Source organism: Pseudomonas sp. fls2-241-R2A-110 (assembly GCF_030209165.1).
Taxonomy (GTDB): domain Bacteria; phylum Pseudomonadota; class Gammaproteobacteria; order Pseudomonadales; family Pseudomonadaceae; genus Aquipseudomonas.
Genome location: NZ_JARVSN010000032.1, coordinates 53,557 through 78,552, shown reverse-complemented (window position 1 = coordinate 78,552; position 24,996 = coordinate 53,557). Strand labels below are relative to the sequence as shown.

The window sequence follows — 24,996 nt, the reverse complement described above, 5'->3', positions numbered from 1 at the left end:
CGATGGCGGAGTGTCAGTCAACATCAATGTTGGCTCTACCGGCCTCATCGCGAGCAGGCTCGCTCCCACAGGGGTCAAGTGGTGTTTGGGGGGATTGCGTTCATTCAGACAGTCACGCCCACCACCCCTTCCCCATGCATCTGACGCAATAACGCCGCGCCACTCTCAATAAATGCCTGTGATCCAGCAGCCCCCGCCTCCGCCGCCAGCCCTTCCAGCTGCGCCAGCCCAACCAGTTCGGGAAATTCCTCGATCCGCTGCAACAAGCGCCATGCCAACGGGCTCAGTTCGGAAAACTTCACACTCCAGTCTTCTGCCCGACGCACCAGCAGCAACGTCGGCTGGGCCGGCTGCGCGTCCGGCCGATAATCCGGCCCTACCAATTGAACCGGCCAGCCATACGCCAACGGCCAGGCCAGCGGCGACACCCGCAACGGTCGCTCAAGGATCAACTCGACATCGCTCGGTGCCAACGGTTCGGCGTCGGATTGCTGCAGCGCCATCTCGACCCACTCGTAATGCGCCAGCTCGACCATGAACGGCGGCCACACGCCCTCACCCAATGCCTGAGGTCCAGAGGCCAGGAACTCGACGAACTCTTGCGCGATTTCACCAAACTTCGGCGTGCGTGCGCGGTAGTCCCGCAGGAAGATCCGCACCAGCGAGCGCCACTGTTCATCACCCAGTATCTTGATCAGCACCGGAAACGTGCCGCTAAGCAGCGACGACAGGTTGGCGAAAATCAGGTCACGGTAAACCTGTGCCCGCACGGCGTTCATTTCGCTGGGCGGCGCGTGGTGATCGGGATCCCGCAGGTAAAGCCCCATCGCCGTTTGCTGTTGAAGCAGACTGGGCTTATCCACGGTTCACCCCCTCGGTTTGCAAGCGGCGAATGGTCTGCAATTCGGCGACCAGTTCAGAGAACACCGGGAAATTGAAATCCCGCTCCAGCAACGTCGGTTGCGCGCCAAACCGGGCATACGCCTCAGCCAGCAACGACCAGACCGCCGGTTTCACCGAAGCGCCGTGGGTGTCGATTTTCAAGGTGTCCGACTCATCGAAGTGCCCGGCCACGTGCATCGCCACCACTCGGCCCGAATCGATGCCGGCCAGAAAGGCCTGCGGATCGAAGCCATGATTGATCGAGTTGACGTACACATTGTTGACGTCGAGCAACAGGTCGCAATCGGCTTCGCGCAACACCGCGTTGGTGAAGGTCACCTCGTCCATGTCCTGCTGCGGCGCGGCGTAATAGGAGACGTTTTCCACCGCCAGGCGCCGACCGAGGATGTCCTGGGCCTGGCGAATCCGCGCGGCAACGTGGTGCACCGCTTCTTCGGTGAGCGGCAACGGCAACAGGTCGTAGAGATGACCGTCGTCGCTGCAATAACTCAGGTGTTCGCTGTACAGCGGCACGTTGTAGTGATCGAGGAACACCCGCACCTGCTGGAGAAACCCGACGTCCAGCGGCGCCGGCCCGCCCAGGGACAAGGACAAGCCGTGACAGGACAACGGAAAGCGCTCGGCCAGGGCCCGCAGCGCATGCCCGTGGGCGCCGCCGATACCGATCCAGTTCTCCGGCGCGACTTCCAGAAAGTCAAAATCGTCGGCACGGGCGGCCTGGAGATCCTTCATTAAACCGCGACGCAGGCCAAGCCCGACGGTCGCTTTCGCTGAGGTGATGGGGGTCTGCATGCTGTCGATCTCACGGCTGGCCGGAACGGACTCACAGTTAACCGAAGCGGTGTATCGGGACTGTGTTCCGGTGCGGCAGAACATCGTGTCGAATGTATCAATGACGGGGCTGTACACACTCTGGTACAGACCCGGCGATGGTCTGGGAATGGGGTTTTCGTCGCTCAGGGCGGCGGCGCGCGGCCCGCGAACTAAACTTACTGCACGCAGGACGAGCTTGTTCGCCCTGTTCAATCCCACGACCACCGCCCAGTGGTGAATGCTTCTACCCGCCTTGCCTCTGGACCGTGATCCTGTTGAAGGAGCACATGTGATGGACGAGGCCAGACTCAATGATTTCATGGGCAAACTGGTGGGTGACATGGGCGGTGCGGCAATGCTCGCCAACGTCATCCTCGGCGAAGAACTCGGCCTGTACCGCGCGATGGCCGACAGTCAGCCCATCACCCCCGAAGCACTTGCCGACAAAACCGGCTGCAACACCCGCCTGCTGCGCGAATGGCTCAGCGCCCACGCCGCATCCGGTTACATGGAGCACCAAGGCGGCCAGTTCCGCCTGCCCGAAGAACAAGCCCTGGCGCTGGCCATCGAGGACTCGCCGGTCTATATCGCGGGCGGTGTCGGGGTGGTCGCATCGTTTTTCCATGACAAGGACAAACTGGTCAACGCCATGCGCGGCAATGGCGCCCTGGCCTGGGGCGATCACCATCCGTGCATGTTCAGTGGCACCGAACGGTTCTTCCGTCCCGGCTACAAAGCACACCTGGTCGACGAGTGGCTGCCAGCCCTGGAAGGCGTCGTCGCCAAACTGGAGGCCGGCGCCAAAGTCGCTGACATCGGCTGCGGACACGGCGCCTCCACGGTCATCATGGCCCAGGCGTTCCCGGACTCGCGGTTCGTCGGTTTCGACTACCACGCGCCCTCCGTCACCGTTGCCACCCAGCGCGCCGAAGAAGGTGGCGTGGGCGGACGTGCGCGGTTCTTCCAGGGCACGGCAAAAAGCTTTCCCGGCGACGACTATGACCTGATCTGCTATTTCGATTGCCTGCACGACATGGGCGACCCGGTGGGCGCGGCCAAACACGCCTATGACGCGCTGAAACCGGACGGCACGGTGCTGCTGGTGGAACCGTTCGCCAACGATACGCTCGACGACAACATCAACCCGGTGGGCCGGCTGTTCTACGCCGCCTCGACGTTCATTTGCACACCGAACTCGCTGTCGCAAGAAGTCGGTCTGGGGCTCGGCGCCCAGGCCGGTGAGGCACGGTTGCGCAAGGTCTTCACCGACGCGGGGTTCAAGCACTTCCGGCGAGCCACGGAAACGCCCTTCAACCTGATTCTGGAGGCGCGTAAATAAAGCGCCGATCATCGCCTGGGCAGGCAACCTGTCCGGGCGATGATCGGCAAATGCTACCCTGCAAACACTCAAGGCCCCCGGAGTGTTGAACATGCTCGACCGCCCCATCCGCGAACAACTCGACCGACTCCAGCAATGGATGACCGAACAGCCGTTTATGGTCCTGACCGGCGCCGGCATCAGCACGCCGTCAGGCATTCCGGATTACCGCGACAACCAGGGCGTGCGGCGTGGCCGGCAACCGATGATGTATCAGGAGTTCCTGTCGGCCCCGGAATCGCGGCGACGCTATTGGGCGCGGGCGATGCTTGGCTGGCCGCGCGTGCGCCAGGCGCAGCCGAACGTGGCCCACGAAGCATTAGCCAGTTTGCAAAGCGCGCGGCAGATCAGCGGGTTGATCACCCAGAACGTCGACACCTTGCATGACCAGGCCGGCAGCCATGACGTGATCGAGTTGCATGGCAGCCTGCACCGGGTGCTGTGCCTGGATTGCGGGCAACGCAGCGGACGGGATTCGATTCAACAATTGATGGAGGCACAAAACCCCTATCTGGCCGGGGTCGATGCGGTGCAGGCGCCGGACGGCGACACGCTGCTGGATGCGGCGTTCGAGGCGCGGTTTCAGGTGCCGCACTGTCCGCAGTGCGCCGGGGAGCGGATGAAGCCGGACGTGGTGTTTTTTGGCGAGAACGTCGCGCAAGCGACAGCGGCCAAAGCAATGGCGGCGGTTGAACAGGCCGCGGGATTGTTGGTGGTGGGGTCATCGCTGATGGCGTATTCGGCGTTTCGGTTGTGCCGGGCGGTGGCGGATCAGGGCAAGCCGTTGATGGCGATCAATCTGGGCAAGACCCGGGCGGATGATTTGCTGGATATGAAGATTGAAGGATCGTGTGAGCAGTTGCTCCCGCTCCTGGCTCAGCACCTATCCTCCTGATTCAACCTCTGATCGTTCCCACGCTCCGCGTGGGAATGCCTCAACGGACGCTCCGCGTTCGGCTCTTGATGTGACGCGGAGCGTCACGGGCTGCATTCCCACGCAGAGCGTGGGAACGATCAGTTACGGGCGCGCGCCCAGGTTTTGTTCTTTGAGGATATCGAACAACGCCTGCGCCGCCGCCGACAGCTCGATCCCCGGTTTGGTCAGCACTCCGATTGCCCGCTCCACCACCGGGTCGCGCAAGGTGATGCAGCGTGCGCCCAGTTCGCGCATCTGCCCGGCACACAACGCCGGCACCGCGCTCACGCCCAACCCGCTGGCCACCATCCGCCCCACGGTCGCCAACTGATGGCTTTCAAACTCCACCGGCAACTTCATGCCCCGCGCCTGCAAGTGTTCCTCCAGCATCACCCGCACCGTCGACGGTCGTTGCAGGGTGATGAACGGTTCCTTGAGCAAGGTCTGCCAGTCGATGTCTTGCAAGTCGGCAAAAGGCGAATCCTGCGGCACGACGGCCACGAACCGGTCCATGTACAACGGCGTAAATGCCAGCGATGAACTCTGTGTCGGCTCGAACGCCACCCCCAGTTCCACCTGCCGGTCGCGCACCATTTCCAGCACCTGCTCGTTGATCACGTCGTTCACCGTGACGTTGACCTTCGGGTACCGCGCGCGAAAGGTCTTGAGGATCGGCGGCAGCAGGTTCCCGGCAAACGACGGCATCGCCGCCAGCGTGACGCGACCGCGCTGGAGGGTGAAACGCTGGCGCAGTTCGTCCTCGGCATTGTCCCAGCCAGCGATCAACCGGCGCGCCAGGGGCACCAGGGATTCGCCTTCGGCGGTCAACGCCACGTTACGCGTGTTGCGGGTGAACAGCCGCCCGCCCAGGCCTTCTTCCAGCGCCTTGATGGTCAGGCTCAACGCCGATTGCGACAGGTGCAAACGCTCGCATGCCACGGCAAAGCTCAGGCTCTGGGCCACGGCCAAAAACGCCCTGATCTGCTTGACGGTCATAGTCGCTTCGCTCCAGTTGTAAGCTACAAGCTCTAAGCTGTAAGTTGAAAGGCAGTTATTTGTTGAGTTTTATGAATCAATCAACCTTAAAAATCAACTTAACAAATAAATCCTTCGGCGAGACACTCCTACCCCATACGGCTAGCCAGCCGCCCATCAAGAATAAAAGAGGTGCATATGGCAGGTTTCGACAAGCGCGTGAGTTCCTACGAGGAAGCTCTGGCAGGTCTTGAAGACGGCATGACCGTGATCGCCGGCGGCTTCGGCCTGTGTGGCATTCCGGAAAACCTGATCGCCGAGATCAAGCGCAAGGGCACGCGTGACCTCACCGTGGTTTCCAACAACTGCGGCGTCGACGGTTTCGGCCTCGGCGTGCTGCTGGAAGACCGGCAGATCCGCAAAGTGGTGGCCTCCTACGTCGGCGAGAACAAACTGTTCGAAGACCAACTGCTCAAAGGCGAAATCGAAGTCGTCCTGACCCCGCAAGGCACCCTCGCCGAAAAAATGCGCGCAGGCGGTGCCGGCATCCCGGCGTTCTTCACCGCCACCGGCGTCGGCACCCCAGTCGCCGAAGGCAAGGAAGTGCGCGAATTCCATGGTCGCAAGTACCTGATGGAAGAATCCATCACCGGTGACTTCGCCATCGTCAAAGGCTGGAAAGCCGACCATTTCGGCAACGTCATCTACCGCCACACCGCCCAAAACTTCAACCCGCTGGCCGCCACCGCCGGCAAGATCACCGTGGTCGAAGTCGAAGAAATCGTCGAACCCGGCGAGCTGGACCCGGCGCAGATCCACACCCCTGGCATCTACGTCGACCGGGTCATTTGCGGCACGTTCGAGAAGCGCATCGAACAGCGCACCGTGCGTAAGTGATCCCCTGCCCCCGGACCGAATGAAGGAATAACAACAATGGCACTTTCCCGCGAACAAATGGCTCAACGCGTCGCCCGCGAAATGCAGGACGGCTTCTACGTGAACCTGGGCATCGGCATTCCGACCCTGGTCGCCAACTACATTCCCGAAGGCATGGAAGTCATGCTGCAGTCGGAAAACGGCCTGCTCGGCATGGGTCCCTTCCCGACGGAAGAAACCATCGATGCCGACATGATCAACGCCGGCAAACAAACCGTGACCGCGCGCATCGGCGCGTCGATCTTTTCCTCGGCTGAATCCTTCGCGATGATTCGCGGTGGTCATGTCGACCTGACCGTGCTGGGCGCCTTTGAAGTCGATGTCGAAGGCAACATCGCCTCCTGGATGATCCCCGGCAAGCTGGTCAAGGGCATGGGCGGCGCCATGGACCTGGTGGCCGGCGCGGACAACATCATCGTCATCATGACCCACGCTTCGAAAGACGGTGAGTCCAAGCTCTTGTCCAAATGCAGCCTGCCGCTGACCGGCGCCGGCTGCATCAAACGTGTGCTGACTGACCTGGCTTACCTTGAAATCAAGGACGGCGCGTTCATTCTCAAGGAACGTGCACCGGGTGTCAGCGTTGAAGAGATCGTCGCCAAGACTGCCGGTAAACTGATCGTGCCGGATCACGTTCCGGAAATGCAGTTCGCTGCCCAGTGAGGAATCATTCCATGCAAGACGTCGTTATTGTTGCCGCCACCCGCACCGCCATCGGCAGTTTCCAGGGTTCGCTGGCCGGTGTGTCCGCCGTTGACCTGGGCGCTGCGGTGATCCGTCAGTTGCTGGCGCAGACCGGGCTCGACCCGGCGCAAGTCGATGAAGTGATCATGGGCCAGGTGTTGACCGCCGGTGCCGGGCAAAACCCTGCGCGCCAGTCTGCGATCAAGGCCGGCCTGCCGTTCACCGTACCGGCCATGACCCTGAACAAGGTCTGCGGTTCGGGCCTCAAGGCGCTGCACCTGGCCACTCAGGCGATTCGCTGCGGCGACGCTGACGTGATCATTGCCGGCGGCCAGGAAAACATGAGCCTGTCCAACTACGTCATGCCTGGCGCGCGCACCGGCCTGCGCATGGGTCACGCGCAAATCGTCGACACCATGATCAGCGACGGCCTGTGGGATGCGTTCAACGATTACCACATGGGCATCACCGCCGAGAACCTGGCCGAGAAATACAGCCTGACGCGCGAGCAGCAGGACGCCTTCGCCGCGGCCTCGCAGCAGAAAGCCACGGCCGCCATCGAAGCCGGGCGTTTTGTTGATGAAATCACGCCGATCCTGATCCCGCAGCGCAAGGGCGATCCGCTGTCCTTCGCCACCGATGAACAACCACGCGCCGGCACCACGGCCGAAGCGCTGGGCAAACTGAAACCGGCCTTCAAGAAGGACGGTTCGGTGACCGCCGGTAACGCTTCTTCGCTGAACGACGGCGCTGCCGCCGTGATCCTGATGAGCGCGGAAAAAGCCAAGGCACTCGGCCTGCCGGTGCTGGCGAAAATCGCGGCTTACGCCAACGCGGGCGTCGACCCGGCGATCATGGGCATCGGCCCGGTATCGGCCACTCGCCGCTGCCTGAGCAAGGCAGGCTGGTCCATCGACCAACTGGACCTGATCGAAGCCAACGAAGCATTCGCCGCGCAATCGCTGGCCGTGGCCAAGGACCTGGAATGGGACTTGAACAAGGTCAACGTCAACGGCGGCGCCATCGCTTTGGGCCACCCGATCGGTGCATCAGGTTGCCGGGTGCTGGTGACCTTGCTGCATGAAATGATCAAGCGCGACGCCAAGAAAGGCCTCGCCACCCTGTGCATCGGCGGTGGTCAGGGCGTGGCCCTGGCGATCGAGCGGGCGTAAAGCGTTCAACAGACTGCGCGGGGACCCACGAATAGCCGCCGCAGTCTGGCAAAACACCCGGTGCGATTCACGTCGCACCGGGTTCTTTTTTTGTCTGGCCTTCAGGCAAATTTCACCAAATTGAGCGTGGGCAACGGGCCGCCCGGAAACTGCGCCAGTTTCGCCCCGACACTCAGCCCCCCAAGATCAATCCCGAAGAAGCCCAATTGCTCGATCAGCGCAGCCACTTGAGCGTTCGCCTGGGCATCATCGCCCGAAACAAACAGCACCCGCCGTCCGCCCTCTGCCGCCGGATCGCTTTCCAGAAAGCGCGCCTGCAGGTGATTGAACCCCTTGACCACGCGTGCACCGGGCACCCACTCGGCAAACACTTCACTGGACATGCGTCCCTGCAAATCCACCACTTTGAACGATGGCGCCTCGATTGAGTTGTTGGCATCGATGACGATCCGCCCGGCAAAATCCGGCAGACCGGCCAGCGCGCTCGGCAACTTCGACCAATTGACCGCCACCAGCACCATCGGCTGCGCGGCCGCTTCTTCACGGGTGCCGGCGCGCGCCGTTGGCCCGAGTTCCGCCACCAGTGAAGCCAGTGTTTCAGGTCCACGGCTGTTGGCGATGACCACTTCAATACCTTTGCGTGAAAGCGCCCGGGCAAAGGCCGAGCCGATGGCGCCGGCGCCGATGATTCCAATTGTGCTCATGATTGTTCACTCCGAGGGGGTTGTCGTTGGAATGAATACTGCACTTGCCATTAGTGCTTGATTAGTCGGTAATGCCTTGAATCATTTTCAAGTATTGCTATCAGGTGGCAGCCATGGAAACCCTCGCCAATCTTGAATCCTTCGTGCGCAGCGCCGAAACCGGGAGCTTTTCGGCGGCGGCACGCTTGCTCGCACTGACGCCTGCTGCGGTCAGCCGCAACGTGGCGATGCTCGAACGCAACCTCGGTGTGCGGCTATTCCAGCGTTCGACCCGCAAGCTGTCGTTGACTGAAGCCGGTGAACGTCTACTGGCGAGCATCGGCGGCAATCTGCAGGCGCTGCAAACGGCGATCAGCGCGGTGAGCAGCGACCGGAGCGAACCGGCCGGGGTGCTCAAGGTCAGCCTCGCGCCGACCTTTGGCATCGGGCATGTGTTGCCATTGCTGCCAGCGTTCCTGGCGCTTTACCCGTTGATCCGCCCTGAATGGCACTTCGAAAACCGCCAGGTGGACCTGATTGCCGAGGGCTATGACGCGGCCATCGGCGGCGGTTTCGAGCTGACGCCCGGGGTCATCTCTCGAACACTGGCGGCGGCGGATATCGTGGCAGTGGCTTCCCCGGCCTATATGGCAGGGCGCGCGCTGCCCGACAATCCGGAGCACTTGCACCGATTCGACGGCATCGTGATGCGCGGCAGCCGCACGGGACGGATTCGCCAATGGGTCATGCAGGACGGCGCGGGCAATGAGGCGCAGGCGAACATGAGCGAAAACATCGTGCTCAATGACCCGGCCGCCATGCGTGAGGCGGCGATCCTCGGTTTGGGGGTGACGTTGCTGGTGTTGCCGGATGTGGCCGCGAATATCGAGCGCGGCGAACTGCTGCGCCTGTTGCCCGATTGGTACGCGAATGCGGGACCGATTTCGTTGTATTACCCGAGCCGTACGCTGATGCCGGCCAAGACCCGAGCCTTTATCGATTTTGTGGTGGAGGCCTTTCAGCGGTAGAACGCGTCATCGATTTTCACGAGCAGGCCCGTCCGGTCACGCCAAAAACTGCAGAATCAACCAGCTGTTCGCCCCGCTGATCACCACAAACAACCCCCACGACAACACCCGCGTCGGCCATTGATTCACAAACGGCCCCATGAGCGTGTGGTCGTTGGTCATGCGTATCAGCGGGTACAGCGCAAACGGCAACTGCAGACTCAACACCACCTGACTCAACACCAGCAGCTTGCCAATCGCGTTATCGCCCATCAGCCAGACGCCGATAAACGCCGGGATCAATGCCAGCCCCCGGGTAATCAGCCGGCGCTGATAGCAGGGAATCCGCAGGTTCAGAAATCCCTCCATGATCACCTGCCCGGCGATGGTCCCGGTAAAGGTCGAACTTTGCCCCGATGCCAGCAACGCCACGCCGAACAACACGCTGGCCAGCGCCCCGCCCACCAATGGATCGAGCAAGTGATAGGCGTCCTGGATGTCCACCACATCGGTGTGCCCGCTCTGGTGAAACGCGGCCGCCGCCAGGATCAGAATCGCCGCATTCACCAGCAGCGCCAACGCCAGCGAACCGATGGTGTCGATACGCGCCAGATTAACCGCGTCCTGCTTGCTGGCCATGTCCTTGCCGATCATTCGGGTCTGCACGATCGAGGTGTGCAGGTACAAGTTATGCGGCATCACCGTGGCCCCGAGAATGCCGATGGCCAGGTACAGCGGCGCAGCGTCGCCAATGGCCGACAGTGAGGGCGTAAAGCCGCGGGCGACGTCCGGCCAATACGGCTTGATCAGCAGCAATTCGACGAAGAAACACACGCCGATGGTGCTTACCAGCACCAGCATGATCGCCTCCAGGCGACGGAAACCACGGTTCTGCAGGGCCAGCACCAGCAGCGTGTCAAACGCGGTCAGCGCAATACCGAACGTCAGCGAACAGCCCAGCAGCAAATGGAACGCCAGCGCGCAGCCGAGCACTTCGGCCAGGTCGGTGGCGATGATCGAGATTTCCGCCAGCAGCCATTGAGTCCGCGCCGTGCGCGTGCTGTAGCGTTCACGGCACAGTTGCGCCAGATCACGACCGGTGGCGATGCCCAGGCGCGAACACAAACATTGCACCACCATCCCCGCCAGACTCGCCAGCAGCACCACGAACAACAGGCTGTAGCCAAATCGCGAGCCGGCCTCGATGGCCGTGGCCCAATTGCCCGGGTCCATGTAGCCGATGGACACCAACAAGCCCGGCCCGGCAAACCGCAGGACCCGTTTGAAAAATGACGCGTTCGGGTCAACCGCAACGCTGCCGGCCACTTCCGGCGGGCAAAACGGCGCGGTGGCGACTTTGGGCAAACTGAATTTCACACAAACATCCAGAAACAAGTGGGAGGCAAGCAGCTTAGACGTTTCGCCCGACACACCCAAGGGCCAGCAACTTTGTATACAAAACACGCCAATCGATAGAGCAATCTGTCGCCCGCAATGCTAACGTTGCCGCCTCACTCAGGTCGGAGACGCGTGCGTGCTGATGCTCAAACTGCTGGTGATTCCCGGATTTCTCTTGCTGATTTCCCTCGCGGGCAAGCGCTGGGGCCCCAGCGTGGCCGGTTGGCTGTCAGGATTGCCGGTGGTGGTGGGACCGATTCTGTTCTTCCTCGCCATTGAACAAGGCGAGGCATTCGCCGCTCAGTCCGCGACGGCGGCGTTATCGGCGATGTTCGCCATGATTGCCTTCTGCGTGACCTACGCCCAAGTCGCTCAACGGAGGCGATGGCCGTGGGCATTGACGATTTCACTGCTGGTCTGGGCCGGCGTGGCGGTGGTGCTTTCGCAGGTTCCGCCGTCGCTGCTGTTCTCGGTCATCGCGGCCAGCACTGCACTGCTGGCGGCGCCGTACCTGTTTCCAAAGGTGCAGCCCATCGTGTCGGGTCCTGCGCCCAAATCCGACAAACTGTTGCTGCGTATGATTGCCGGCGCCTTGCTGACGCTGGCGGTCACGCTGCTGGCCCGCACCGTCGGCGAAGGCTGGAGCGGTCTGCTCGCGGTGTTCCCGGTCTTGGGCAGCGTGATGGCGGTGTTTTCCCAGCAGACTCGCGGCCCGGCATTCACGGCCGCCTTGCTGCGTGCAACCGCCACCGGCATGTATTCCTTCGCGGCGTTTTGCCTGGTGTTGGCGCTGGCCTTGCCAACCATGGGCATGAATGCCTTTGCCCTGGGAGTTGCGGTGTCGGTGGGGATGCTGGGCTTCACTCGACGTTTACTCGCACGACCGGTCAATTCGACCGTCGCGGCTGGACGTTCAGCGATCAAACGCTAAGCTCCTTCACACCCAAAGGGCCAGGATGTCGCCCGCTACGTGCTGAAGGAACAGACATGAGCCCCGCAACGCCCCTCGCCCACCGTTCCCAAACCGCCACCACCATTGGCGTGATCGCAATAGCGCTCTGGTCCTGCCTGGCGCTGTTGACCACCCTCACCGAAGGCATTCCACCGTTTGAACTGCTGACGCTGAGTTTCGGCATAGCGTTTGCCGTGAGCCTGGTGATCCTCGGTCGACGCGGCATCGCCGGATTCAGTAGCTGGCGACAACCGTGGGCCGTTTGGGCAACAGGATTCGTGGGCATTTTCGTGTATCACGGACTGTATTTTTTCGCGCTCAAAGCCGCACCCGCCGCCGAAGCCAGCTTGATCAATTATCTGTGGCCGCTGTTGCTGGTGTTGCTCTCGGCGTTCGCAGCCGGAGAGAAGCTGCAGAAACGGCAAATGCTCGGCGCCCTGCTCGGTCTGGCCGGCACCGCGTTCATCATGCAACAACACACCCCGGTAACGGGTGCGGCGATGCCGGTGGCTGGTTACCTCGCGGCGTTTGGCTGTGCACTGATCTGGGCAGGGTATTCGGTGATCAACCGACGGTTCAGCGAAGTGCCAAGCAGCATCATCGGCGGTATTTGCGGTTTGTCGGCGGTCTGCGGCCTGATCTGTCACCTGGCGTTCGAAACCACGGTACGCCCCGATTTCAACCAATGGGCAGCCATTGTTGTGCTTGGTCTCGGGCCGGTGGGCATGGCCTTTCTTGCCTGGGACCACGCCACCAAACACGGCAGCCTGGCGACACTGGGAGCGCTGTCCTACCTGGCGCCGTTGATCTCGACGTTATTGCTGATCGCCGCAGGCCGCAGCCAGGCCGGACCGATCCTGATCGTTCCGGCGGTCTTGATCATTGCCGGGGCGGTGATCGCCACGACGCGATCAACAGAAAAAGTCAGCGCAACACGTTCGATCATTCCGAACGAGTAAAGCAAAAACCTTGCACGTCAATCGAACGGGTCTAGCCCAAGATCAGCCTCAGTTCACAACCCACTGACTGAGGCCTGCACCATGAAATTCTTTTTCCACCCTTCGCCAAACCCGATGAAAGTTGCCCTGCTGCTCGAAGAACTGCAAACGCCTTACGAGTTGATCGGCGTTGACACGTTCAAGGGCGAACAACACCTGCCTGCCTTCCTGGCGATCAATCCGAACGCCAAGGTGCCGGCCCTGGTCGACGGCGATGCCACCGTTTTCGACTCCCAGGCCATCCTGCTGCACCTGGCGCAGAAACATCAGCGCTTCTTGCCAACCTCCGTCGCCGGGCAAGCGGAACTGCTGTCGTGGCTAATGTTCATCGCGACCGGTCTGTCGCCCTTCTCGGGTCAAGCAGTGCATTTCCTGCACCACGCTCCGGAAGATCTGCCTTACGCGAAAAACCGCTACCTCAAGGAAGTCGAACGTCACTACCGCGTGCTCGACCAGCGCCTGGCCGATCATCAGTACCTGGCCGGCGACACCTACAGCATCGCCGACATGGCATTGTGGGGCTGGGCCAACTACGCGCCGTACATCCTTGGCGAAAACGGCCTGGCGGCGTACCCGAACATCAAGCGCCTGTTCGATGAGATCAGCGCCCGTCCGGCGGCCCAACGTGCCCAGGGCCTGAAAGAGAAACTGGTGCTCAAGGCCGAGTTCGATGAAGAAACCCGCCGCAACCTGTTCCCGCAGAATCAGGCGTAATCCACCTGTCCAGCCTGCACCTGACCGCAAGGAGTGGAATGGATAACAGCCTCCATGGGATGATCGCCCGCAAAGCGCGACCATCCCTGGAGTTTTCGAATGTCATTGTTGAGTAAAAAAGCCGTTGTCCTGTTGTTGACGGCGGCCGCCAGCCTTGGGGCGTTGAATGCCCATGCCGCCAAGGCCACCGCCAGCGACAAAGCGCCTGCCCAAGAGGTCTCGATGCTCGGCGGCAAGTTCAAGTTCAGCCTGCCCAAGGGTTTCATCGCCAACCCTCTGCCCGCTGGCGACGCAGCCGCCGGGACCGCTGGGGCCACCGGCACCATGTACACCAACCAGGCCACGAAAACCGTGGTGATCGCCGCTGAAAACACCATCCCTGGCGGCGCCAATGTCAAAGACAATGACAGTCAGTTTCTCGACTCCGCCGCGTCCGACTTCGCCACCGAGCAAGCCCGTGCGCTGCCGGACTTCACCAAGCTCAGCGAAAAAAGCCTGACCCAGAAAGGCACCGGGCTGGGTCTGCGGCAGATCGACAGCTCCGCCACCCAGGGCGGCGGCAAGACCCTCGACACCACGGTGATGGCGGCGTCCAACACCCGCATGGCGATCGTTCAGGTGATTTCCCGTCTGAGCGACAATGCCGGCCACGAAACGCTGGTCAAGCAGATCGTCTCCGGCAAGTAAGGTCAGGGGTTGAGGCGCTGTAACCAGGCGCGCAAATCCTCTAGCTCGGCCTCATTGATGTTGTGGCCGAGACCTTCGTAGCCGTGGAACTCAGGCTTGAGTGACAAGCGCTGTAAAAAGCTGTCGGCGTCGGTGCCGTCTTTGTAGGGCAGGCGTTTGTCCGCGGTGCCATGACCAATGAAAATCGCCAGCTTCTGGCGTTTTTCATCCGGTTTGAGCTCGGATTTGAGCACCGGCAGAATCCGCCCGCTCAGCGCGGCAATCCCGCCCACGGCCTCGGGATGACGCAACGCCAACTCGTAGGACATTATCGCCCCCTGACTGAAACCGACGAGGAACACCTTGTCCGGTTCGGTCTGATATTTCTTCGCCGCCTGGGCGATGAAATCCAGCAGCACCTTGGCGCTGCTCTTCAAGTCATCGGTTTCACCGTTGTAGGCGCCTTCGCCTTTCTTGCGAAACCACTGATAACTGTCCTCATCCAGCCTCACTGGCGCCTGAATCGACAGAAAATTGTACTGCGCTGGCAACTCATCCTTGATGCCGAACAGGTCTTGCTCGTTACTGCCGTAACCGTGGAGAAAAATCACCAGGGGCTGATGGCGGGATTCGGGGTTGGCCTGCTCCAGGTACTTGAGCGGCAGATCGGTGAGCAGCGGGGTTTGAGCCTGGACGGTGGCGGATGCCAGCAGCGTCAACAGAGCGAGAATCTTCAACATAAACCTTCCTTCACAGCGCGCAGGATTCGGGGCAGAGCCTAACACCGTGAAGGCTGCTGGGGGACATCCGGTGTTGCGGATGGCCCCATCGCGAGCAAGCTCGCTCCCACATTTGAAATGCATTCCCCTGTGGGAGCGAGCTTGCTCGCGATGGCGCCTTATGAGCCGCCAACGATTGCGGAATCAGTCGTTAATCAACTTGCCAACCCGAATCGGCTCCCGCCCCGCCACTTTCGCCTGCCACGTCCCCGGCTGCGTATACCGTCCACGATCAATGGCGAACAACACGCCGCTGGTGCCGGCGTGCACGGTGGTCACGCGATCATTCAGCGGATCGACCACTTCAAACAGCGCATCGCCCTGCTCTACCCATTCACCCGAATCACGCAGAAAACTCACCACCCCGTGATGCGGCGCGAACAGGTACTCAGTGCCCTCGAACGGCATGCCCTCACAGCATTCGCTCGGCGCCGCTGGCCAGCTGCCCTGGATGAAACCCTGCTCGGCGAGGAAGCCGAGAATCGCCTCGCAATTGGCCTGGGCCTGATCGACCCGGGTGTCGCCCATACTGCCCAGTTCCAGCGTGGTCGCCAGGTTGGCCGGTGGAATGTTCGCCTCGGGAAAGCTCCGCGCCAGGCGCAACCACGGCGAAGAACAGGACTCATCGAATGAACTGCCGCCGGAATCTTCACAGAGCAACGCCACGCCGGCCTTCAGACGCGCCGCCAGGGACTGCCACTGAGGCCAGTGTTGCGGCAAGGCATAGAGGTGAATCGCCGCATCGAAATCGCAATGCAGATCCAGGGTGATGTCGGCATCGCACGCGTGACGCAGCAGCAAACGGTGCATGGCTTCCAGTTGCGAGGCCGGTGCTGGCAAGCCGTCAAGGACCTGACCCATGGCTTGGCGAATCAACGCAATGTTGGCTTGTGCATCGTGCCCCAACTGATCGCCGATCAACGCCGCCACCGGGCCGCTGAGTTCCACGAAGGAGCGGTTGAAGTTCTTGCCGCTGCCCAGTTCGAAGCGGCCCAGGTGGCTGCCTTGCAGATGCTGATCGAGGCCAATCGGATTGGCCACCGGCACCAGTTCGATCACGCCTTGTAACTGGCCCTGAGCTTCGAGTTCGGTCAGGCGCTTTTTCAGCTCCCATGCGGTACGCATGCCCGGCAGTTCATCGGCGTGCAGGCTGGCCTGGATGTAGACCTTGCGAGCGCCCGCGCCGTAACGAAACACGCTGAGGGTGCGCTCGGTGCCCAGGTGGCTCCAGGGCAATGAATGGTCGATGCGTTGCATGGGGAACTCCTGAATAGCCTGAGCGACGAAAATCACCTGTGGGAGTGACGGTGCGACGATTCGACCTGCTCGCGATAGCGGAGTATCAGACAATGAATGCTTGACTGATACTCCGCTATCGCGAGCAGGCTCACTCCCACAGGGATCTTATTTCAATAACGAGCGCATAAAAAAATGGCAACCGCGTCAACGGTTGCCACTTTTTCGAACGGCGTGATTACTCGCCGTAAACGTCAAACGCGAAGTACTTGTCCTGCACTTGCTTGTACTTGCCGTTGGCGCGGATTTCGGTGATGGCGGTGTTGAATTTGTCCGCCAGCTCTTTATCGCCTTTGCGCACCGCAATACCGGCGCCACCGCCGAAGTACTTGGCGTCTTCGTAGGTCGGGCCAACGAACGCGAAGCCTTTACCAGCGTCGGTTTTCAGGAAACCGTCGTCCAGGTTGACCGAGTCGGCCAGCAGCGCGTCAACGCGGCCAGAGACCATGTCCAGGTTGGCTTCCTGCTGCGAGCCATAACGCACCAGCTCGATGCCGGCCGGCACCAGCACTTCGGTGGCGAAACGGTCGTGGGTACTGGCACGCAGCACGCCGACTTTCTTGCCTTTGAGCTCGGTCAGCGGGTCTTTGATGTCGGTGCCGGCCTTCATCACGAAGCGCGCCGGGGTGTGGTAGTACTTGATGGTGAAATCGACGTTCTTCTTGCGGTCGTCAGTGATGGTCATGGACGACAGGATCGCGTCGATTTTCTTCACTTTCAGTGCAGGGATCAGGCCGTCGAATTCTTGCTCGACCCAGGTGCACTTCACTTTCATCTGCTCACACAGCGCGTCGCCGATATCCACGTCGAAACCGGTGAGTTTGCCGTCAGGGGTTTTCATCGAGAATGGCGGGTAGCCGGCTTCGATACCGATGCGGATCGGCTTGGCGTCTTCGGCCACAGCGGTCAGGGACAACATCGACAGTGCCAGGGCACCGAACATCACTAGCTTCTTCATTTATTACTCCTGTGTGCGGAGGCTTTTATTGGCAGCGTTCGATTAGCATCTTTCGGTCGGTGAAAACCGAAGTGGCCGGCAGTCTAGAGTGGCTTCATGCGAGCAAATTGTGTTTAAGCGACAAATACTTACAGAAAAACAGCACCTGAATTCATGTCACTTGAAGCCTGCGGCAAGGCGGTGCAAAGACTGTAGGACAAACCCTTGTTTCAGACAAAAGCCACACACAAAACCGACAGAGAGCGCTGATGCCCACCTTGAATCTGATCCAGCACCACCCCGCCGAAGGCCCCGGTGCCATTACCGACTGGGCCAATTCACGCGACATCCTGCTCAAGGTATTCCGCGCCGATCTCGGACAACTGCCGCCGGCGAGTGCGGCGCCAGCGATTGTGTTGGGCGGGCCTTATGAATCCAACGCCGGGCCTGCGTGGCTGGAGGCCGAGCGCCAGTGGCTGATGGCGAGCCTGGATCAGGGCGCGGCAGTGTTCGCGATTTGCCTGGGGGCGCAGTTACTGGCACTGAGTCTGGGCGGGAATGTGCGGCGCATGGACCGCAGCGAGACTGGCTGGACGTCGGTGAGGTTCATCAATGGCCAGTTGCTGAAGGTACTGGAGTGGCACGAAGATGCGATCGACCTGCCGCCCGAGGCGCAATTGCTGGCCAGCAGCGATCAATGCGCGCAGCAGATGTATCGCGTGGGGCCGACCCGGGTGGGGTTGCAGTTTCACCCTGAGTGGAATGCCGAGTCGGTGGCGACGCTCAATGCGCATTTTGGCGATGAATCGCCGTTGCCTCGGGAATCAAGGGACAGCGCCGCTCATGCAGCCGTGTTCGATTGGTTGCAGGCGACGCTGGATGGGTGGTGGGCGGCCTCGTCAGCGACTCGTCACGGTTGATCAGCACTCACACTTCACGGCTTCTGTGGCCGGGCGTTGCACCGCAACGCTCAACGCCAACCCTTCATCCAGCCACCCGGTCACACCGCCGATCATCTCCTTGACCGGGTAACCCAACGCCGCCAGTTTCACCGCGGCCTTGTGGACACCGTTACAGTGTGGCCCGGCGCAATAGACCACAAACAAGGTGGATTTCGGGTAATCCGCCAAGCGCTCGGCGGTCAGCAATCGCCCCGCAATGTTGATCGCGCCCGGCACATGCCCACGCTCGAACGCCAGCGGTCCGCGCACGTCCACCAGGACAAAATCCACCTCACCGGCCTGCTGGCTCGCAAAGACGTCGGAACAATCGGTTTCAAAGGTCAGGCGGTTGCTGAAATGCATCAGGGCAATCGCCGACGGGGCGGCGGGAATCTCGCGGACCAGGCTGGTCATGGGCTGTACTCCAAAGTCTCAGTGGGTGTGAGAGGACTTTATCCGCCCGACACTTGCCGCTACAGTGGCGCACAAGACACTCACCGGGAATTTTCCGCCAAATGCAGCCTGCCCCTGGATTGGTCGCGATTCTGGCCTACGACGGCCTCTGTACGTTCGAATTCGGCATCGCCGTGGAGATCTTTGGCCTGGCGCGGCCGGAGTTTGATTTCCCTTGGTATGAGCAGCGTATCGTCGCTGTGGATCAGGGCCCGATGCGCGCACTGGGCGGCATTCAGGTGCTGGCCGATGGCGGCATGGAACTGCTCGAAAACGCCCGCACAATCATCATTCCCGGTTGGCGCGACCGCACTGCGCCAGTGCCCGAACACCTGCTCACCGCCCTGCGCCAGGCCCACGCACGCGGGGCGCGATTGCTGTCGATCTGCTCTGGCGTGTTTGTGCTGGCGGCGACCGGTTTGCTCGACGGCCACAGCGCCACCACGCATTGGCGTTACACCACGGAGCTGGCCGAGCGCTTTCCCAACATACTGGTGGACCCGGACGTGCTCTACGTTGATTCCGGTCAGTTGATCACCTCGGCCGGCAGCGCGGCGGGGATCGATGCGTGCCTGCACCTGGTGGCACGGGATTTCGGCACGCAGGTGGCGAACTCGGTGGCGCGGCGACTGGTGATGTCGCCGCAGCGTACCGGCGGTCAGGCGCAGTTCATTCCCACACCGGTCAGCCCGACGCCGCGCAGCGATTTGTCACGCGTCATGCAATGGGCGCGCGAGCGCTTGCACGAACCGCTGGAAGTTCGCGAACTGGCCAGCGAGGCGGCCATGAGTGAACGTACCTTTCTACGAAGGTTTACTGAAGCCACGGGCATGCCGCCCAAGGCATGGCTGCAGCATGAGCGGCTCGCGCGGGCGCGGGAGTTGCTGGAAAGCACCGGGCAGAACACCGATCAGATTGCCGGGCAGTGCGGGTATCGGTCGGTGGAGAGTTTTCGGGTGGCGTTTCGCGGGGTGGTGGGCGTGCCGCCGTCGGTGTATCGGGAGCGGTTTGGGCGGGGGGCAAGGCAATAATTTGAGGTGTATTTAAGGGTCTCATCGCGAGCAAGCTCGCTCCCACAGTTGATTTGTGGTGTTCACAAAACCTGTGGGAGCGAGCTTGCTCGCGATGGGGCCTGACCAGACACCAATACCTTTAAGGCTTACGCAACAGATAGGTATCCATAATCCAGCCATTAGCCAGCCGCGCGGCCTTGCGCACCCGTTCAATCTCATCCGCCACGTCCTTGAGCTTGCCGCTGATCAAGATCTCATCCGGCGTCCCCAAGTAAGCCCCCCAGTAAATCTCGGTCTCCTGATCGGCCACCTGATGGTAGGCATCCTGTGCATCGAGCATAACCACCAGGCTGTCGGCATCGCTCACCTGCCCTGCCGCAAGCCGTCGGCCAGTAGTGATTTCAATCGATTGGCCAATGCGATTGAGCGGCACTTTATGCTGCGCCGCCAATGCCTGAACGCTGGTGATGCCGGGGATCACTTCAAACTCGAACACGCAACGGCCCGAAGCCAGAATCGCCTGCAATATCCGAATCGTGCTGTCGTACAACGCCGGATCGCCCCACACCAGGAAACCTGCGCATTGGTCGTCGGACAGTTGCTCATTGATCAGCCGCTCGAAGGTCATTTGCTTGGCAAGGTTCAGATCGTCCACGCTGCTCGTGTAGTCCACCGCCCCACGCTCGCGCTCCGGGCTGTGGGCTTCGACGAAGCGGTAGTCGCGACCAGTGATGTAGCGCTCGCAGATCTCACGGCGCAGGTCGATCAGTTTGTCCTTGGCCGGGCCCTTGTCCATCAGGAAAAACACGTCGACCAGGTTCAGCGCCTTCACGGCCTGCATCGTGATGTAGTCGGGATTGCCGGCGCCGATGCCGATGACCAGCAGCTTTTTCATCAAAGTGTTCCTTCTGCATCGGTGCCGAGCAAGCGTAACCGCCAGCGGCCGGTGAACCGCAACTCGACGGTCGACAACGGTTCAACGTCGATCAAGTTGAAGGCCGCCTGCAGCACATGCGTCAATGCAGCGCGAATGACAAAGGGATGGGTGATGGCAACGACATGCCCCGGTGTGGCCTCCAGGGATTTGAGCCACTGCGCCACGCGCACACCGAGTTGCGCCACCGACTCACCGCCATGCGGCGCCGAGGCCGGCTCATCGAGCCAGGCCTGAAGTGCCTCGGGTTCGGATTTTTGCAGATCGTCGATCCGAACACCTTTCCAGCGTCCGAAGTCGCAATCCCTCAGCGCCGGGACAATTTCAACGTTGTCGCCAAACAGCTCGGCCGTCTGCTGCGTCCGCAACTCTGGTGCACAGAGCAATCGCGGCGTTCCCTTGAAGGAGCGACAGCGCGTTCCCCTCGCCAATACCCACTCCATTTCCAGGGGTTCGTTCGTAGGAAAGATCGCTAATTTTTGTGCGACGGTTCGAGCGTGGCACATCAGGGTCAAACGGGTCGCCTGCACGGATAATCACCCTGTCGGTGTAACGAAGTACGGCTCGACGCCGTGGATATTTGTTCAATTGTGCCGCAAGACGTGCGATCCAGGGCGTTTCGTTTCATCCGGTACCACGCACTCGCCGCCCGAGCTAAAAGATGGAATTCGGCAATCTCTGACAACTTAATGGGCGATGGACTACACACCCAGTCGTCATCCGTGTAGCCCACGGCGGACGCGGTTTTCGCCCCATTTCGGGGCGTTAAAAAACCACGGGAAAATTCACTAGACATGTAGCGAGTGCTACATAAATACTGTTTTAGCAATTTATGAAACGAAACCGACACCTCATCCAGCAAGGAGCCCGGATGCCCTCCCTTAGAGACCTGATCACCGATCCTGGCCTGGAACTGACGCCATCGGAACGCAAAGTCATCCGTGCCTTGCTGGACCAGTACCCGCGCAATGGGCTGGGGCCGATGTCGCGCCTGGCCGAACATGCCGGTGTCAGCGATCCGACCATCGTGCGGCTGGTCAAAAAACTCGGGTTCAGCGGTTATGCCGATTTCCAAGAGGCATTGCTCAGCGACATGGACCATCGCTTGCGGTCTCCCAGTGCGCAGTTACAGCCTCGCTCTCATCTGCAAAAAGGCGACGTCTGGAGCCAGTATCTGGCGGACAGCCATCGGGCGCTGGTAGAAACCCATGCGCTGACCCAGCCCGAAGATGTGCGGATTCTGCTGGAGTGGCTGCTCGACACCCGCCATCAGGTGCACTGCTTCGGCGGGCGCTTCAGCAGTTTCCTCGCCCAATACCTGCTTAACCATTTGCGCCTGCTGCGACCCGGCTGTTTCGCCCTGGAGGACAACGCGCAATTGCCGGACCGACTGTTCGACGTGCAGCGCCAGGACGTGGTCCTGATATTCGACTATCGCCGCTACCAGTCTCAAGCGCTGCGGGTGGCGAGTGCCGCCAAGAATCGCTATGCGCGAGTGGTGCTGTTCACCGACATCTATGCTTCACCCCTGCGCGAGATGGCGGACCTGATCATCAGTGCGCCAGTGGAGTCGGTGTCAGCGTTTGACACCTTCGTCCCGGCGCTGGCTCAGGTCGAGGCGCTGATCGCCTGCCTGACCTTGCGCAGTCTGGACCTGGCCGATCGCCTGGAAGGCATCGACACGCTGCGCACCGAATTCGACACCCACTTGCTGGAGGAAAAATAAGGATGTTTACGCTCCCCCACCATTCACCCAGGGACTTGCCGTTCACTGCCGACCACACCGCACTGTTGCTGGTGGACATGCAGCGGGCCTGGCTCGAGCCGCAGTTCGACCCGCACCTCAACGGGCCGGACGCCGAATATTTCCTGACGCGCACGCACATGCAGGTGGTGCCCAATCAACGCCGGCTGCTCAGCGCCTTTCGTTGCGCACGGCAAAACGTGCTGCACACGATCATCGAGAGCCTGACCGCCGATGGCCGCGATCGCTCGCTCGACCACAAACTCTCCGACATGCACTTGCCCAAGGGCAGTGAGCAAGCCCGCATCATTGACGACCTGACACCGACCGAGAACGAAATCGTCCTGCCCAAGACCTCTTCCGGGGTCTTCAACTCCACCAACATCGACTACGTGCTGCGCAATCTCGAAACCCGGCACCTGATCATCGCCGGCATCGTCACCGACCAATGCGTGGACATGGCCGTGCGTGACGCCGCGGACCGTGGCTACCTGGTAACGCTGGTGGAAGACGCCTGCGCGACCTACACACCACAACGTCATCAAGCCTGCCTGAACGCCATCAAGGGTTACTGCTGGATCACCGACACCCAGACCGTGCTCGGCCGGTTGCAGGAGCTGCGACCATGAGCGAACGCCTGTCGCCGCTGCCCATGACCACCATTGTCACCACCGACCTGATCGGCGTGACACGCGGTCGCTCGTTTCCCACCGACGAGCTTGAACACTACCGGGTGGCGGGCTGCGGCTGGGTGCCGGCCAACAGTGCCCTGACCCCGCAAGACATCATTGCCGCCACCAACCCATGGGGCGCTTATGGCGATTTGCGGCTGATTCCCGATTTGAGCAGCCGCGTGACGGTCAACAATGGCCCGGATGCCAGGGCCCCGGCGCTGGATTTCATCCACGGCGACATTCGCGAAACCGATGGGCGTCCGTGGGGTGCCTGCCCACGGACCTTATTGCGCAATGAAGTGGAGCGTTATCGCGCCGAGCTGGGCGTGCAGGTCAACGCTGCGTTCGAACATGAATTCAACCTGGACACTGGCGCGGCTGAACACTTGGCATTTTCCCTTGAGGCCCAGCGTCAGGGCGCCGAATTCGGTGGCTGGCTGCTCAGTGCCTTGCGTGCAGGCGGCGTCGAACCGGAAATGTTCTTGCCCGAATACGGCAAGCATCAATACGAAATCACCTGCCGTCCGACCCTTGGCGTGGCCGCCGCCGACCGCGCGGTGAACGTGCGTGAAATCACCCGCGACATCGCCCGGCAGATGGGCCTGGAGGTGAGCTTCGCCCCCAAGACATCCGAGCAGGCGGTGTGCAACGGCGTACACCTGCATGTCAGCCTGCTGGACCTGGACGGCCAACCGCTGATGTACGACGCCGGCACCACCAACGGCCTGTCGACCCTCGGCCAGCACTGGGCCGCCGGCGTCGTGCATTATTTGCCGGCACTTTGCGCCTTCACCGCGCCGACGCCGGTGTCTTACCAGCGTTTGCAGCCGCATCACTGGAGCGCGTCGTACGCGTGCCTCGGCCAGCAGAACCGTGAAGCGGCGCTGCGGATTTGCCCGACCGTCAGCCTCGGTGGCAAATCGCTGGCGGCGCAATTCAACCTGGAATTTCGTGCAATGGACGCCACGGCTTCGCCGCACCTGGCGATGGCCGCGCTACTGATCGCGGGCCGCCTGGGCATCGAGCAGCGCCTGGCCCTGAACGCGATCACCGACGAAGTGCCCGATTCCCTGAACGAAGAACAACGCCACGCTCGCGGCATCGTCGCCCTGCCCGCTTCGCTTGCCCAGGCACTGGACTGCCTGCGCAACAGCGAGGCACTGATCGAAAACCTGCCGAGCGTTTTACTGGACACTTGGTTTGCCCTTAAAACCCAGGAGCTGACGCTGACGGAACAGCTGTCGCCCGCCGAATGCTGTGAGCACTATGCGCGCCTCTACTGAATCCGCTGAACTCGGTCTTTTTACCGAGCCCGCCTACACCCTGCATCGGGAAGCTTCCGAGCACCCGCTGTTGCTGGTGTGCGAACACGCCAGCCGTTTCATCCCGGCCGGGTTAACGGACCTTGGCCTGAGTCATGAAGCGGCGCGCGAACATATCGCTTGGGACATTGGCGCCCTGGCACTGGCCGAGCGTTTGTCCGAAGCGCTGGGCGCCACTTTGCTGGCCGCCAATTACTCGCGACTGCTGATCGACCTGAACCGCCCACTCGGTGCCCCGGACAGCATCCCTGCCAAAAGCGAGATTTATCACATACCGGGCAATCAAGATCTCGATGAAGCCACCCGCAAATATCGCCGCGAATGCCTGTTCAAACCCTTTCATGACCAGCTGCAAACGCTGATCGACCAGCGTCTGGCCCAAGGCCGGCCGGTTCGGGTGGTGGGTATTCACAGCTTTACCCCGGTTTACCACGGCCAGCCGCGCACACTGGAAGCTGGCGTGCTGTTTGGCGAAGCCAAGGGCTATGCCCAACGATTGCTTGACGGACTGAGCCAACATCCCTTGAAGGTGGCGGGTAATGAGCCGTACAAAATCAACCCACTGGGCGACATGACCGTGCCGGTCCACGGCGACGCAAGAGGACTGGAGGCGGTGTTGATCGAGGTGCGCAACGACCTGCTACGCACACCTGAAGCCATCGATCGCTGGACCGATTTCCTGCGGCCGTTGTTGTAAAGGAATCGCGT

At 61.3% G+C, this 24,996-nt stretch carries 27 protein-coding genes; 16 read left to right on the top strand and 11 right to left on the bottom strand.

Annotated elements, in window-relative coordinates; translation table 11 throughout:
- Positions 1–104: 104 nt before the first annotated feature.
- Positions 105–863 (bottom strand): HvfC family RiPP maturation protein, encoded by a 759-nt coding sequence (locus QRN31_RS25895; protein ID WP_285435439.1) that lies wholly within the window; start codon positions 861–863, stop codon positions 105–107.
- Complete coding sequence (locus QRN31_RS25890) at positions 856–1,695, bottom strand: HvfB family MNIO-type RiPP peptide maturase (RefSeq protein WP_285435438.1); 840 nt, start codon at positions 1,693–1,695, stop codon at positions 856–858. Before QRN31_RS25890 ends, QRN31_RS25895 begins: the two co-directional genes overlap by 8 nt.
- A 313-nt stretch (positions 1,696–2,008) precedes the next feature.
- Between QRN31_RS25890 and QRN31_RS25885 the strand changes: the two genes are divergently transcribed.
- On the top strand, positions 2,009–3,055 hold the full coding sequence (locus tag QRN31_RS25885) for a class I SAM-dependent methyltransferase (RefSeq protein ID WP_285435437.1): 1,047 nt from the start codon (positions 2,009–2,011) through the stop codon (positions 3,053–3,055).
- 91 nt (positions 3,056–3,146) lie between these two features.
- The gene (locus QRN31_RS25880; RefSeq protein WP_285435436.1) at positions 3,147–3,989 is read left to right on the top strand and encodes an NAD-dependent protein deacetylase; all 843 of its coding nucleotides are present in this window, start codon (positions 3,147–3,149) and stop codon (positions 3,987–3,989) included.
- 123 nt (positions 3,990–4,112) lie between these two features.
- Here QRN31_RS25880 and QRN31_RS25875 read toward each other — a convergent pair whose 3' ends face one another.
- Complete coding sequence (locus QRN31_RS25875) at positions 4,113–5,006, bottom strand: LysR family transcriptional regulator (RefSeq protein WP_285435435.1); 894 nt, start codon at positions 5,004–5,006, stop codon at positions 4,113–4,115.
- A 177-nt stretch (positions 5,007–5,183) separates the two neighbouring features.
- On the opposite strand from QRN31_RS25875, the gene QRN31_RS25870 reads away from it, so the two are divergent.
- The 3 genes from QRN31_RS25870 to QRN31_RS25860 are packed head-to-tail and all read left to right on the top strand — an operon-like array spanning position 5,184 to position 7,777.
- On the top strand, positions 5,184–5,882 hold the full coding sequence (locus QRN31_RS25870; RefSeq protein WP_149418878.1) for a CoA transferase subunit A: 699 nt from the start codon (positions 5,184–5,186) through the stop codon (positions 5,880–5,882).
- 36 nt (positions 5,883–5,918) lie between these two features.
- Positions 5,919–6,584 (top strand): CoA transferase subunit B, encoded by a 666-nt coding sequence (locus QRN31_RS25865; RefSeq protein ID WP_090182831.1) that lies wholly within the window; start codon positions 5,919–5,921, stop codon positions 6,582–6,584.
- A gap of 11 nt (positions 6,585–6,595) precedes the next feature.
- Positions 6,596–7,777, top strand: coding sequence for an acetyl-CoA C-acetyltransferase (locus tag QRN31_RS25860; RefSeq protein ID WP_285435434.1), 1,182 nt, complete (start codon positions 6,596–6,598; stop codon positions 7,775–7,777).
- Positions 7,778–7,878: 101 nt separating this feature from the next.
- Here the strand turns inward: QRN31_RS25860 and QRN31_RS25855 are convergent, their stop codons facing one another.
- Complete coding sequence (locus QRN31_RS25855) at positions 7,879–8,481, bottom strand: NADPH-dependent F420 reductase (RefSeq protein ID WP_285435433.1); 603 nt, start codon at positions 8,479–8,481, stop codon at positions 7,879–7,881.
- A gap of 113 nt (positions 8,482–8,594) precedes the next feature.
- Here QRN31_RS25855 and QRN31_RS25850 point away from each other — a divergent pair, with 113 nt between their 5' ends.
- Positions 8,595–9,488: a LysR family transcriptional regulator gene (locus QRN31_RS25850; protein WP_285435432.1), complete on the top strand. Its 894-nt coding sequence runs from the start codon at positions 8,595–8,597 to the stop codon at positions 9,486–9,488.
- Between the two features lie 36 nt (positions 9,489–9,524).
- Here QRN31_RS25850 and QRN31_RS25845 read toward each other — a convergent pair whose 3' ends face one another.
- Positions 9,525–10,844: an Nramp family divalent metal transporter gene (locus tag QRN31_RS25845; protein ID WP_285435431.1), complete on the bottom strand. Its 1,320-nt coding sequence runs from the start codon at positions 10,842–10,844 to the stop codon at positions 9,525–9,527.
- A gap of 157 nt (positions 10,845–11,001) precedes the next feature.
- Here QRN31_RS25845 and QRN31_RS25840 point away from each other — a divergent pair, with 157 nt between their 5' ends.
- From QRN31_RS25840 to QRN31_RS25825, 4 genes are all read left to right on the top strand, one after another.
- Positions 11,002–11,796 (top strand): hypothetical protein, encoded by a 795-nt coding sequence (locus QRN31_RS25840; protein ID WP_285435430.1) that lies wholly within the window; start codon positions 11,002–11,004, stop codon positions 11,794–11,796.
- 56 nt (positions 11,797–11,852) lie between these two features.
- Complete coding sequence (gene yddG, locus QRN31_RS25835) at positions 11,853–12,776, top strand: aromatic amino acid exporter YddG (RefSeq protein ID WP_285435429.1); 924 nt, start codon at positions 11,853–11,855, stop codon at positions 12,774–12,776.
- Positions 12,777–12,857: 81 nt separating this feature from the next.
- Positions 12,858–13,529 (top strand): glutathione S-transferase family protein, encoded by a 672-nt coding sequence (locus tag QRN31_RS25830; protein WP_285435428.1) that lies wholly within the window; start codon positions 12,858–12,860, stop codon positions 13,527–13,529.
- 99 nt (positions 13,530–13,628) lie between these two features.
- A complete protein-coding gene (locus QRN31_RS25825; RefSeq protein ID WP_285435427.1) occupies positions 13,629–14,216 on the top strand; it encodes a DcrB/PsbP domain-containing protein in 588 nt (195 codons plus the stop codon).
- A gap of 2 nt (positions 14,217–14,218) precedes the next feature.
- On the opposite strand, the gene QRN31_RS25820 is transcribed toward QRN31_RS25825, so the two are convergent.
- The 3 genes from QRN31_RS25820 to aotJ all read right to left on the bottom strand — a co-directional run bounded on the left by QRN31_RS25820 (position 14,219) and on the right by aotJ (position 17,228).
- The gene (locus QRN31_RS25820) at positions 14,219–14,935 is read right to left on the bottom strand and encodes an alpha/beta hydrolase (RefSeq protein WP_285435426.1); all 717 of its coding nucleotides are present in this window, start codon (positions 14,933–14,935) and stop codon (positions 14,219–14,221) included.
- A gap of 183 nt (positions 14,936–15,118) precedes the next feature.
- Complete coding sequence (locus QRN31_RS25815) at positions 15,119–16,231, bottom strand: succinylglutamate desuccinylase/aspartoacylase family protein (protein WP_285435425.1); 1,113 nt, start codon at positions 16,229–16,231, stop codon at positions 15,119–15,121.
- A gap of 217 nt (positions 16,232–16,448) precedes the next feature.
- Entirely contained in the window at positions 16,449–17,228 is a 780-nt protein-coding gene (aotJ, locus tag QRN31_RS25810; protein WP_090182812.1) for an L-arginine-binding protein AotJ, read from the bottom strand.
- A gap of 248 nt (positions 17,229–17,476) precedes the next feature.
- Between aotJ and QRN31_RS25805 the strand changes: the two genes are divergently transcribed.
- The gene (locus QRN31_RS25805; RefSeq protein WP_285435424.1) at positions 17,477–18,127 is read left to right on the top strand and encodes a type 1 glutamine amidotransferase; all 651 of its coding nucleotides are present in this window, start codon (positions 17,477–17,479) and stop codon (positions 18,125–18,127) included.
- Here the strand turns inward: QRN31_RS25805 and QRN31_RS25800 are convergent, their stop codons facing one another.
- Positions 18,128–18,562 (bottom strand): rhodanese-like domain-containing protein, encoded by a 435-nt coding sequence (locus tag QRN31_RS25800; RefSeq protein ID WP_285435423.1) that lies wholly within the window; start codon positions 18,560–18,562, stop codon positions 18,128–18,130. It lies immediately after the preceding gene.
- 101 nt (positions 18,563–18,663) lie between these two features.
- On the opposite strand from QRN31_RS25800, the gene ftrA reads away from it, so the two are divergent.
- A complete protein-coding gene (gene ftrA, locus QRN31_RS25795; RefSeq protein ID WP_285435422.1) occupies positions 18,664–19,632 on the top strand; it encodes a transcriptional regulator FtrA in 969 nt (322 codons plus the stop codon).
- A 121-nt stretch (positions 19,633–19,753) separates the two neighbouring features.
- On the opposite strand, the gene cobF is transcribed toward ftrA, so the two are convergent.
- Complete coding sequence (cobF, locus tag QRN31_RS25790; RefSeq protein ID WP_285435421.1) at positions 19,754–20,509, bottom strand: precorrin-6A synthase (deacetylating); 756 nt, start codon at positions 20,507–20,509, stop codon at positions 19,754–19,756.
- A complete protein-coding gene (locus QRN31_RS25785; RefSeq protein ID WP_285435420.1) occupies positions 20,509–21,078 on the bottom strand; it encodes a histidine phosphatase family protein in 570 nt (189 codons plus the stop codon). Before QRN31_RS25785 ends, cobF begins: the two co-directional genes overlap by 1 nt.
- A 341-nt stretch (positions 21,079–21,419) precedes the next feature.
- Here QRN31_RS25785 and QRN31_RS25780 point away from each other — a divergent pair, with 341 nt between their 5' ends.
- The 4 genes from QRN31_RS25780 to QRN31_RS25765 are packed head-to-tail and all read left to right on the top strand — an operon-like array spanning position 21,420 to position 24,985.
- On the top strand, positions 21,420–22,274 hold the full coding sequence (locus tag QRN31_RS25780) for a MurR/RpiR family transcriptional regulator (protein WP_285435419.1): 855 nt from the start codon (positions 21,420–21,422) through the stop codon (positions 22,272–22,274).
- 2 nt (positions 22,275–22,276) lie between these two features.
- On the top strand, positions 22,277–22,921 hold the full coding sequence (locus QRN31_RS25775; protein ID WP_285435418.1) for a cysteine hydrolase family protein: 645 nt from the start codon (positions 22,277–22,279) through the stop codon (positions 22,919–22,921).
- Positions 22,918–24,249 (top strand): type I glutamate--ammonia ligase, encoded by a 1,332-nt coding sequence (locus tag QRN31_RS25770; RefSeq protein ID WP_285435417.1) that lies wholly within the window; start codon positions 22,918–22,920, stop codon positions 24,247–24,249. The genes QRN31_RS25775 and QRN31_RS25770 overlap by 4 nt, the downstream gene beginning before the upstream one ends.
- Positions 24,233–24,985, top strand: coding sequence for an N-formylglutamate amidohydrolase (locus QRN31_RS25765; RefSeq protein ID WP_285435415.1), 753 nt, complete (start codon positions 24,233–24,235; stop codon positions 24,983–24,985). Before QRN31_RS25770 ends, QRN31_RS25765 begins: the two co-directional genes overlap by 17 nt.
- Positions 24,986–24,996: the final 11 nt, after the last annotated feature.